Consider the following 10,159-nt stretch of genomic DNA (forward strand, 5'->3'; position numbering starts at 1 on the left):
GGCCGCCTGACCCCCGTCGAATTCGAGACCGTCATGACCCCACCGGCCGTCCAGGCCGCGTGACCGAACCTGTCACCCAAACCTGCAGCAGACCCGTCGGCGACGCGAAGTATCGCGCCTGCGATGGAGCAAAGTAGGGCACGCGCCCTGCGCAGAGATCAACCGGCGGAGGAGCCAGCGGACAGCCTGGGTAGGATCTCGGCGCGGTAGAAGTCGAAGAACTGCTTCTGATCGGGGCCGATCTGGTTCACGTAGACCTCGTCGAAGCCGGCCTGAGAATACGCCCTGATCGCGGCGACGTGGTTGTCGGTAGTGTCGCCGCAGACGATGGCGTCTGCGATCATGTCCTCGGTGACGAGGGTGGCGGCCTGCTCGAAATGCTCCGGGGTGGGGAGGATCTGGGCCAGCTCGCCCGGAAGTTGCTCGTTGGGCCACAGCCGGTGCACGGTCTTCACCGCGCGCGCTCGGTCGGTGTCCCAGCACACCTTCAGTCCGCCGATGACCGGCTTGTTTCCGCCCCCGGCCCGCCGGAACTGCTCCACCAGCGCTGCATCGGGTTTCATTGTGACGAAGCCGTCCCCGATACGGCCGGCCAGCGCGGCGGCTTCGGGCCCGAAGCCGGAGATGTACAACGGAGCCGGTTCGGCGGGAATGGTGTAGAGGCGGGCGTTCTGCACGGTGTAGTGGGTGCCGTGGTGCGTAACGCGCTCTCCAGTGGAGAGCTTCCTGATGATCTGCACGGCCTCTTCGAGCATCTGCAGGCGCTCAGCGGCCTCAGGCCAAGCGTCGCCGAGAATGTGCTCGTTGAGTGCTTCACCGCTTCCCAGACCGAAGCGGAAGCGGCCCTCGGTGAGCACGGCCGCTGTCGCGGCGGCCTGGGCGTTGATCGCTGGATGAACACGCACCGTGGGACAGGTCACCAAAGTGGTGATCGGCAGCGACGTCACCTGGGACAACGCTCCGATCATGGACCAGACGAACGAACTCTCGCCCTGCTCGTCATTCCAAGGATGGAAGTGGTCTGAGATGGCCAGCGCCTGGAAACCGGCCTGCTCGGCCATGCGTGCCTGGTCAAGCAGTTCCGCGGGGGCGAACTCCTCCGAGGACAGGAAGTATCCGTAGGCGGTCATAGCGTTTCCTTCTTACAAGGTTGATGATCAGGCGACGAGCGATTCGGCGCTCAAATGTCTCCTCGATCTGTGCAGCAGCTCTACGTGGCCCCTGGGCCACATTGGGAAATCGCCGTCAACGACCTTGCCTGGCTGTAGGGGCTCCGGGGGAGAGCGCTTGCGGCAAGGCACTTTAGCTGGCTGGCATCTCAGCCGGCGTCGCTGAGGAACCGCGGGCGGAAGCACGGCCCGCATCGCCAAGCTAGGCACTTTCCATGGCAACGTCCGTATTCCCATCATGCGCGTTTCTGGCGCGCTGGCGCGCTGGCGCGCTGTGAGCGGGGGCCGGTGGGCACGGCGGTGCTGAGGTAAGGGACTGGGGTTTTGGTGCCGGGCGAAGCGGGACCGCCGTCGAGTGTTCCGGAGGGAATGGGCCGCTCAGGTGGGATCAGCTGGGCGGATACTGGGGCGGCGCGAAGGCTGCGGGCCAGATGAGCGGCGTTGACTGCGGAGGAATGAGGCAGGCTGCTCCAGCAGCGATCCGGGACAGTGGCCATGAGCGTCCCCGGGGCTGGAAACACGACCTCCACCTGGAACAACCCAAAATCCTGCAAACGGTGTGCTCGCAGAGCGTGGCGCGGGTGGGAGGTGGGCCACGCAGCGGCGTCCTCGATCTTGCGGAGCTTGTGCCCGTGCTCTTGTCGGGAGTCTTGTGGCTGGTCCAGCCACGTGGCGGGCACGGCAGGCCATGTCGTTGCCGGGTGGCGGCTACCGGACGGCCGGGGCGCGAGGGTTGCCGCTGCCCTATGTCCACGGCGTCACCGGTGCCGAACTCAGTCGACGCGCAATGACAGCGGCGTACCCCGGACCGGAGGGAAGTTCCCGTTAGCCGCACCTTCTGATGTGTCACTTCTTGTCGCGCAACAGCTTGGCGATGAGCGCCAGCGAGCCCATCATCACGATGATCGTGATGAGAACCCACAGGGGAGACCCGTCGGGCCATTCTTTGTAAGCCATATCTATTCGATCTTGCATTTCGCCTCACCGTGTGGTCGCGGAGGGTAGCCGGGGAGGTTTCGACCTCCGAGTGGTGCCCCGGGGGAAGGGTTGCTCCGACTCCTCGCCTACCCGTGAACTCCTAACCCAGGCGCGTCCGCTGTGTTTGCCGGCTTTCCTGCCGCACCCGTGAGTTGACGGCGATCACCAGCCGAAGGCACTCACCTCTCGATCGGCGGGAACTGCGACGGTCTTGGAAGGGGGCGCGTGGGTGTGCGACCGCTGTGGTCGGGGAAGCGGTGGCCCCGGGCCCGATGTGCGCCCCGTTGATCCCGGCGACCCTCCCGGACACCACCGAATTCGGAAAGCAGTCGCCGCTCGGCCGCCCTGCCCAGGCGTACGTCTTCCTCGCCTCCCCGCGCCAGCTATATCACCGCGGAGGTCGTCAACGCCACGGGCGGTACTCCGCTGCCCTGAGGAGCGGCATGTGCCGCCACCGACCGGGAAGGCGGTGGATCAACGACCGCCTTCGAGCTTCGCTTGAGGAGACGCCATGCCTTTTCCAACCTCGTGGTGAGGGTGGCTGGTTCGTCGCGGAGGTCTGTACAGCGCAGCGAAGCTCCTGGTAGACGGGTTCACGACCAAGATCACCCGTTGTCTTCCAGGAGCTTCCGTGCTTGTCTACCCGTCCGGGATCGGCCTGTCCAATTCGACCCTGCGGTTCCTCGCCCGTCACCTGCGTCAGCGCCGCCCTGAGATCGGTAGCCGGTGGCGACGCCTGCCAGCGGGACGCCAGGCACTCCTCACCCTCGCGCACCTGCGATGCGGCGACAGCTATAGCCGGCTCGCCGCGGCGTTCAACGTCGGCATCGCCACCGTCTACCGCTACATCCGCGAAGCTGTCGAAGTCCTGGCCGCCCTCGCCCCAACGCTTGAACAAGCCGTCAGCACCGCGGCGACGAAAGCGTTCGTGATCCTGGACGGCACCCTGCTGCCGATCGACCGCATCGCCGCCGACCGCCCCAAGCACAAGAAGCACGGCATGAACGTGCAGGCCATCACCGACCCCTTCGGCCGCCTGCTCAGGGCATCGCCCGCACTGCCCGGAGCGGTCCACGACATCAAGGCCGCCCGCACCCACGGCATCCCCGCCGCACTGACCCAAGCGGGCGTCCGCTGCTGGGCGGACAAGGCGTACCAAGGAGCAGGCGGCACCGTCCGCGTCCCCTACCGCGGCCGCTGGGAGGAACTCTTCGCAGGCCAACGAGCCGTCAACGCCTCCCACGCCAAGGTCCGCGCGCTCGGCGAGCAGGCCATGGCCACTCTCAAGACGTGGCGCCTCCTGCGCAAACTCCGTTGCAGTACGACCCGCGTCACCACCATCGTCAAGGCCGTCCTCGCCCTGCAACTCGCAGCGCACTGACGAGACCGGAACCAACAACGCAGAAAGGACCCCAGCATCGTGCCTGACGTCAAAGTCACCTACGACAAGACCGTGAACGCGGCGTACATATACTTCACCGACCCGCAGGTCAGTGTGAGATCAGCACATACCTATCCCTGCGATCCGATCGATGTCGACGGCATGATCAACCTCGACTTCGACGAGCAGGGCCGCCTCATCGGTATCGAGGTCCTAGCCGCCACGTCGAAGCTCCCCGAGTACGTGCTCCAAGCCGCCGAGCGGCTGGACTCCGAGGGCAGTTGAGCCCGGGAGCAGCCCGGCGATCGTTACCCTGCACAGCCGCCAGCTCAGGTTGGAAAAGGCCCAGTGACGAAGGCGTCAACCATCGCAACGGGTATCGCCCGCGCGAGTGGGACACCAGGGCCGGCACGGTGGAGCTGGCCATCCCCAAGCTCCGCAGCGGCAGTTACTTCCCGCACTGGCTTCTGGAACGACGTCGCCGGGCCGAGCAGGCCCTGATCTTGGTGGTGGCCACCGCCTACCTGCTCTGGGTCTCTACCCGCCGGGTCGAGAAACTTGCCGAGTCCCTTGGCGTGACACAGCTGAGCAAGTCCCAGGTCAGCGCGATGTCCAAGCACCTGGACGAACAGGTCAGCGCCTTCCGTAACCGGCCCCTGGACGACGGACCGTATGCGTTCGTCTGGGTCGACGCACTGACCCAGAAGGTCCGCGAAGGTGGCCGCGTCCTGAACGTTCACGCGCTGATCGCGGTCGACGTCAATGCCGACGGACACCGCGAGATCCTCGGGCTGGACGTCGCCACCGCCGAGGACGGCGCCGGCCGGCTGGCCTTCCTGCGCTCGCTCATCGCCCCCGGCCTGACCGGTGTCCAGCTCGTCGTCTCCGACGCCCACGCCGGGCCAGTCGACGCCATCGGAGCCGTCCTGCCTGGGCTTCGTGGCAGCGCTGCCGCACGCACTACGCCCGCAATCTGCTCTCCCAGGTCTCGAAATCGGCTCAGCCATGGGTGGCGACGCTGCTGCGGACGTCTTCGAACAGCCCGACGCCGACGCCGACGCCGTCCAGGCCCAGATGCAGCAAGTCCTGGACACTCTGGAAACCAAGTTTCCCAAGGCGGCCGAGCACCTGGATGCCGCCCGCCACGACCTGCTGGCCGTCACCGCCTTCCCGCGGGAGACCTGGCGGCAGATCTGGTCCAACAACCCGCAGGAACGACTGAACAAAGAGATCCGCCGACGCACTGACGTGGTCGGCATCTTCCCCGACCGCACCGCCCTGATCCGCCTGGTCGGTGCTGTCCTGGCCGATGAGAACGACGAGTGGACCGAGGCCCGCCGCTACATGGGCCGCGACCTCCTCGCCAAAGCCCGCATCCGCCCGATCGAGTCAGGAAACGACGACACCGTCCTGCCAACCGAACTCACCGCATGGCCTCAAAGAAGAGATCACCGAGTTGCCGTCGATACACCACTCCAGCGGACGTGCCCTCTCGGCGCAAGGGTCCGGAAGCGTTGTCATCGAGCCGCCGTCGCCCGCCAGGGTGCATCCGGTGCCGCTGACGGTCTCATCCCTGGCGATCTCCCTGCAGATGCGAGCCGTAGGGACGAAGCCGATCCTGGAGAGAAGGGTGCCTTCGTACAGCGCGCCTCCGTTGAACGGCAGGTCTAGCAGGGGCTTGGAGCCACGGCAGAGAGCCGGAAACGATCGACGCGATGGCTCTGACCAGCCTCACGAGCATCCGCTGTCAACCGGACCCGAAAGCCAGAATCGCAGGGGAGAAGAGGATGACGGGCAACAAGCAGCTCACGGCCAGGGACATCATGTCCGGCGGAGTCCAGTGCGTCGGCGCGCATCAATCGCTTCAGGAAGCGGCAAGGATGATGCGCGATTTGAACGTCGGATGCCTGCCCATCTGCGGGGACGACAACAGGCTCGCGGGCCTGATCACCGACCGCGACATCGTGGTCCAGTGCGACGCAGAGGGCATCGACCCCGCAACGGTTCAGGCGGGAACTCTAGCCGGTGATCTGCAGTGGATCGACGCGAGCGCCGGCGCCGATGAGGCATTGCAGTTGATGGAACAGCATCAGATCAAGCGCCTGCCAGTCATCGACACGGAGCAGGGTCACCGACTGGTCGGCATGATCAGCGAGGCCGACCTTGCGCGCAATCTGACGGACGCCCAGATCGCGGAATTCGTGACCCGGGTGTACGTCAACGCCTGATCCGGTGGCGGGCTGCAACGCCCGCCCGGTGCGCGCGTCGGGGAGGACAGGGCTGCACATGTAGGCTGCGCGCCCTCTCCTCCGGTGGAGGCAGCCTGAGCGTATGGAGCGGCATCGGGTGGTCGTGTACCCGCCGCCTTCTGAGGGTGGCGGTCGGCGTGTGCGCCTGGACTGCCAGGACCTCGGCATCGCCTACGACCTTCGGGACCTGATGGAGTTCCTGCGGCGTGCTGGCCTCGATCCCGACTCGATCTATCTGGACGACGAGCTGTTCGACTGGCATAGCGCAGGCCCGACAGTATGGTGAGTCCCCCGCCTGACCCGGTTGCTGGGATCACGGGGCCGGGCAGGGGACCCTAAGGGGCGGCTACCCCCGTTCTGGCGGCTCCACCGCCTCCGGCCAAAGCGGCAGCCGCGCCGCCAGGTCGATGAGCGACACCCACTCGATTGCGGGGACCGCCCGCTCCAACACGAACCATTCGTCGGGCCGACCGCCGTCGAAGCCGGTTGCCGTCAGCACGCCGGCGGCAGCATCCTCCCGGCCCAGGCGTGCCACCGGTATGCCACTGGCTCGGACACCTCCACCGTGATCGGTACTGTGCAGTCGCGGAGGGAATCGGGGAGCGCAGCCGGGTCCGGGGATTGGCGGTGGTGGACGGTCCGCGGCAGCTCAGCCGGACCTAACGGCCAGGTCGGCCGGATCTCCGCGTCTGCCAGGATCAGCGGCCATGACCCCGGTCTGGTGAAGTGGGAAGCAGCATGGCGGGACGCTACTTCCAAGGGCGCAGAATGTGCGTTACACGGAGGTGACGAGGCCGATCAGCGCATCATGCCAGCGTCGGCCTCGCATGAAGAGCCCTCGCAGGTGGGTCCGGCGGGGGCTTCCTCAGGCCCGAAAAGCTACCGGCGCAGGTCGAGCTCTCGGACGCACCGAACAGCATCACGCCCAGTCGCGTGATCTCCAAGCGGGACGACGCATCCGAGTGACGACCTCGGAGCGCACGAGCTTTGAGCCCGCCAGCCGCTGCACAGTGCCTCAGCCGTCCCGTTCACCATGCCACCGTTCACTGGCGGGCGTTTTCGTCGCCTGCGATGGCGAGCAGGGCCTCCCGGGATCACGGGCGCATCTGCTGGTGCTCGTTCGCCGCCCGGGGTGCTTGCCTTCGGCGCCGTCGCGTAATCGGCGGTCCGCCAAGAGACGCCACGATCATCCTGGCGGTCCGTTGAGGGGTGTCGCTGCCAGGCCTGGGCGACGCCGTGCAGGTTCGCGGCCATGGCGCGACCTGACTTGTGGGACCAGTCGTGGCCGCGTTCGTCGTCGAGGTAGTCGGGGCCGGCCCCGGGGCCGAGGTGCCCGTACGTCCAGGCCTGGCCTGGGATGGTGTGCCCAGGTCCGTCAGCGCCCCGGAGATCTCGCTGATGGCGTGGTGTGCGCCGTCCTCGTCGCCCGTCACCACCACACCGGCCACCCGGTTGTAGGCGACCGGGCGGCCACGGTCGTCCGTCTCGGACATCATGGCGTTCATGCGCTCCAGCCCGCGCTGGGCGATCGACGAGGGCCTACCCACCATGTGGGGGAGGCGACGATGAGGATCTCCGAGGACAACAGCTTGCCGTGGACCTCGGGCCACGCGTCTCCGTCGCCTTCGTCGCTGGTCGCTCCCGGCTTGATGTCGAGGTCCACGGCGCGGACGCAGTCGATGTCCACGGCGCAGGCGGCGAGCTGGTCCGCTGCCACCCTTGCAAGGGCGTAGATGCTGGACGGCTGCGGCGACCGTTGAGGGTGCAGTTGATGACGAGAGCTTTCATGCGGCTCTACCTACCTCTGGTGCACGGGTACGTACCGGAAAAGTGCTGGTGTTACCCGCCCGGTCAGAGCCGCGCGTGAGCCGAATCGGGCGCCTCCGCCGGAAGCAGGCATGTCACCACGATTGCGACGGCGTCCGGTACCGCTGCGGCGATGGGCTGGTGAGGTACCTGCTGTGTTGGATCACGCTGAGTCTCAAGCCGATTCACCCAGACGTAATCGGCTCCAAGCGACATCACCCGGTTGCCCTATCAAGACGAAGTCTTCGGCGCCGATATCGCGGTAGTGCGCTGAGGAACCCGCTCGACAGACTCCACGCGTCCCGCGACCACGGGATGCGTCGCCCGTAGAAGCCGCGCCGGCCCCAGACGCGGCGTGGGCGCGTGGCCTGGACCAGAGCAATGTGCTGCTCCTCGTCGTACAGGAACTGTGCGCCCGCAGGCTGCTCACGTTGCCGCCACTGCGCGTGGGCCGACCATCGGAACCATCCGCCGAGCAATTGGCCCCCGAAACGCGGATCTCGGCCGACCATCCCCGCTGAGGCCGGATTGACCGGACGTCCCCGGTCAAGGGCAGGGCAACCGCCGTTCCGGGGACCTAATCCGCGGGAGCCGGGGCAGGCCGGGTGCGGCGGCGGTGGCTGGTGTCGCACCACGGGTACGTGCGGCTGCGGCGGCAGGCGCAGATGGCCACGACGAAGCGGTCGGAACGCACGACACGGCCGTCGTCCAGGACCACCTCGACGGGGCCTTTGATCAGGGTCGGTCCTTCCCGGGTGATCGTCACGCGCGTCGGCGCTGGTTCACCGTTCACGTTCGGCACGGACCACCACCAGCTCTTCCTTAGGTCCTGGCGCGGGTACCCTCACGTGCGGCGTAAGGGCTGATGCCGAGGTTGGGGGTCCGGCAGCCAGCCGCCGCCATTGGATCCGTCCGCTCACTTATGCCGGTGACCTGCGAAGCGAACCCGTGCCCAGCAGGGCAGGACAAACCAGCACATGAGGTACCAGGCCAGGACCGCGCCGACCAGGTATGGGACGAAGGGGTCGTGCGTGGCCACGCGCAGCACCAGCAAGAGCGCCGCTGTCATCGTGGCGAGGAGCAGGATCAGACCCACGAAGGTCACGCGGGAGGCCCATTGCACTGTCTGCGGCTTGATGTGCAGCCCCGACACCAGGCGGTGGAAGGCCACCGGCCCGACCAGGGCGCCGGTGGCCGAGGCCCCCAGGGCGACGGTGACGATGTAAATGGTCTTGTCCGCGTGCTGCAGCTGCGTGTAGCGGGGAGTGAACACCACCGTCAGCAGGAAACCGAAGAGGATCTGCACGCCGGTCTGGGCGACGCGCACCTCCTGGATCAGTTCGCCCCATTTGCGATCCGCGCGCTCTTCCTCGGTCTCATGGCGTCCGGAGGCATGGGCGTCAGCGGCCATGGCGTCTCTCTCACAGGCGGCTCGGCGGCATTGTCACCTTGCTGTCTACCGCCCTCCCAACTGGTGGCAGCGTGGGCGCGACGCAAGCCCGTCCGATCGGGCGAGCCGGGTGCCCTGAACGGACGGATCGCCGCACCAGCCTGCCAGCACCGCAGAGGTCACGCTGCTCCTGGTGTGGAAGGGGCAGGTTGGTTCGATATGAAACAAAACGTAGCCCAGGAACTACACCAGGAGCGGGCGACGTGCCTCCTCTGGCGCCACGCTGATGACGTGGTCTGAGATGGACCCGTTAGGAGCGGGTCCTCGGCCACTCCGGGCTCGTGACGACGGCGCCGATCTGCGGGTAGCGCGCCGTCCGGTCACCGCGTTGACCGACCTTCGCAGCCGCGGCTGGACCCGACCGCTGCTGTGGACCAGGCGCTCGCCTGCCGTAACGCGTCCACCTCATGGTCGCCCGCGCAGGCCGGCCACCTGCCTGCCCGCCTGTCGCAGCGCCAGGCGGGGTCCCGGCCCGATGGGGCAGTGAGTGCCCCGCCTGGCACAGCCAGCGCCTCTCAGGATCCGGCGTGTCAGTCCGTTAGGACGCGGCGGGCCCGATATCGCCCTTCTCTGCCAGTTCTGACAGGAACTCATGGCAGCGAGCGGCGCGCTCGGAGTCTTCGCGCATCACGTCCTCGAAGAAGTCCGCGATCTCGTTCTCTCCAGCGCTCTTCGCGTCCCGTACGTACTGACCGTAGTCGTGGCCAGCCTTAAGCGAGTGGTACTGGACCGACACCAGGTCGTACGCCACGTCCTTGAATCCTGTCTCACCTGTCGCCATCGTTCTCCTCCGTTCCGTCAGGACACCCCACGCCTGCCCGTACGAAAACGGCACAAACGGGGCCGCCGTCCTGTGCCGGACGGTCGGCGGGGAAGGACTGGGGTGAGTGCCGGTGCTGGCCACGCCGCCAAGGCTACGGGCAGTTCCCCGGCGTGAGCCGGTCTGCGGTGCGGCCGACCAGCCCCGCACGATCGGGTGCGCCGCGACGGGACACAGTCCGTGTGGGTTGCGCGTCGAAGGGGTGAATTGATGGGCGAGAGCCGACCGCGGCCACCGCTATGCGGTCGGCGCCAGTTCGGCCCGGCCGAAAAGCAAGGCGTACCCGGTTGGCAGTTGTGCGAGAAC

General features: G+C 67.2%; 10 protein-coding genes and 2 pseudogenes. 6 read left to right on the forward strand and 6 right to left on the reverse strand.

Features of this window, described 5'->3' with window-relative positions:
- Nucleotides 1-158 precede the first annotated feature (158 nt).
- Nucleotides 159-1,130: a TIGR03557 family F420-dependent LLM class oxidoreductase gene (locus ABZ312_RS44385; RefSeq protein WP_500357883.1), complete on the reverse strand. Its 972-nt coding sequence runs from the start codon at nt 1,128-1,130 to the stop codon at nt 159-161.
- Nucleotides 1,131-2,401: 1,271 nt separating this feature from the next.
- Here ABZ312_RS44385 and ABZ312_RS44390 point away from each other — a divergent pair.
- From ABZ312_RS44390 to ABZ312_RS44415, 6 genes and pseudogenes are all read left to right on the forward strand, one after another.
- A pseudogene (locus ABZ312_RS44390) lies at nt 2,402-2,582 on the forward strand (NAD(P)-dependent dehydrogenase); the annotation flags it as partial.
- Nucleotides 2,583-2,778: 196 nt separating this feature from the next.
- Complete coding sequence (locus tag ABZ312_RS44395; RefSeq protein ID WP_500440164.1) at nt 2,779-3,528, forward strand: transposase family protein; 750 nt, start codon at nt 2,779-2,781, stop codon at nt 3,526-3,528.
- Nucleotides 3,529-3,567: 39 nt separating this feature from the next.
- Nucleotides 3,568-3,813 (forward strand): DUF2283 domain-containing protein, encoded by a 246-nt coding sequence (locus ABZ312_RS44400; RefSeq protein WP_055589532.1) that lies wholly within the window; start codon nt 3,568-3,570, stop codon nt 3,811-3,813.
- Nucleotides 3,810-4,935: pseudogene (locus ABZ312_RS44405) on the forward strand (IS256 family transposase); the annotation flags it as partial. The gene ABZ312_RS44400 and the pseudogene ABZ312_RS44405, both read left to right, overlap by 4 nt.
- A gap of 380 nt (nt 4,936-5,315) precedes the next feature.
- Nucleotides 5,316-5,756 carry a CBS domain-containing protein gene (locus ABZ312_RS44410; RefSeq protein ID WP_500331695.1) on the forward strand — a complete coding sequence of 147 codons (441 nt, stop codon included), beginning with the start codon at nt 5,316-5,318 and terminating at the stop codon, nt 5,754-5,756.
- Nucleotides 5,757-5,859: 103 nt separating this feature from the next.
- Nucleotides 5,860-6,063, forward strand: coding sequence for a hypothetical protein (locus tag ABZ312_RS44415; RefSeq protein ID WP_500440165.1), 204 nt, complete (start codon nt 5,860-5,862; stop codon nt 6,061-6,063).
- Nucleotides 6,064-6,123: 60 nt separating this feature from the next.
- Here the strand turns inward: ABZ312_RS44415 and ABZ312_RS44420 are convergent, their stop codons facing one another.
- The 5 genes from ABZ312_RS44420 to ABZ312_RS44440 all read right to left on the reverse strand — a co-directional run bounded on the left by ABZ312_RS44420 (nt 6,124) and on the right by ABZ312_RS44440 (nt 9,937).
- Nucleotides 6,124-6,276 carry a hypothetical protein gene (locus ABZ312_RS44420; RefSeq protein ID WP_500440166.1) on the reverse strand — a complete coding sequence of 51 codons (153 nt, stop codon included), beginning with the start codon at nt 6,274-6,276 and terminating at the stop codon, nt 6,124-6,126.
- A 1,002-nt stretch (nt 6,277-7,278) separates the two neighbouring features.
- Nucleotides 7,279-7,494: a hypothetical protein gene (locus tag ABZ312_RS44425; protein ID WP_500440167.1), complete on the reverse strand. Its 216-nt coding sequence runs from the start codon at nt 7,492-7,494 to the stop codon at nt 7,279-7,281.
- A gap of 666 nt (nt 7,495-8,160) precedes the next feature.
- The gene (locus tag ABZ312_RS44430; RefSeq protein WP_500331687.1) at nt 8,161-8,349 is read right to left on the reverse strand and encodes a CDGSH iron-sulfur domain-containing protein; all 189 of its coding nucleotides are present in this window, start codon (nt 8,347-8,349) and stop codon (nt 8,161-8,163) included.
- 150 nt (nt 8,350-8,499) lie between these two features.
- Nucleotides 8,500-8,994 (reverse strand): DUF6328 family protein, encoded by a 495-nt coding sequence (locus tag ABZ312_RS44435; RefSeq protein WP_500440168.1) that lies wholly within the window; start codon nt 8,992-8,994, stop codon nt 8,500-8,502.
- Between the two features lie 577 nt (nt 8,995-9,571).
- On the reverse strand, nt 9,572-9,937 hold the full coding sequence (locus ABZ312_RS44440; protein ID WP_500331683.1) for a hypothetical protein: 366 nt from the start codon (nt 9,935-9,937) through the stop codon (nt 9,572-9,574).
- Nucleotides 9,938-10,159: the final 222 nt, after the last annotated feature.

The organism is Streptomyces sp. NPDC006207, assembly GCF_040613835.1.
In the GTDB taxonomy this organism is placed as follows: Bacteria; Actinomycetota; Actinomycetes; order Streptomycetales; family Streptomycetaceae; genus Actinacidiphila.